Here is a 265-nt window from a genome sequence, read left to right on the forward strand (position 1 = left end):
GCCCTTGGGTTGCCAGATGACGAGCGCGATCGTCGCGATGAAGATCAGAATTGCTGGAAGCATCAGGCGATACGCTGGCCCGACGCGTCTACCACCTGTTCGCCATCTTCTTTCGCGAATGCGCCAAGCTGGCCTGTCGGCAGCAGATCAAGCACCGCTTCGGAAGGACGGCAGAGCTTTACCCCGAGCGGTGACACAACGAGGGGGCGGCTGATGAGGATCGGATGCGCCATCATCGCGTCCACCAGCGCGTCGTCCGACAGCG

1 protein-coding gene is annotated in these 265 nt (G+C 62.3%); it reads right to left on the reverse strand.

Going from position 1 to position 265, the window contains the following annotated elements:
- Positions 1-62: 62 nt before the first annotated feature.
- The coding region (locus LH128_RS30540) for an ArsC/Spx/MgsR family protein (protein WP_037522306.1) at positions 63-265 on the reverse strand (203 nt) is incomplete at its 5' end.

Origin of the sequence: Sphingomonas sp. LH128 (assembly GCF_000293195.2) — a bacterium.
In the GTDB taxonomy this organism is placed as follows: domain Bacteria; phylum Pseudomonadota; class Alphaproteobacteria; order Sphingomonadales; family Sphingomonadaceae; genus Novosphingobium; species Novosphingobium resinovorum_A.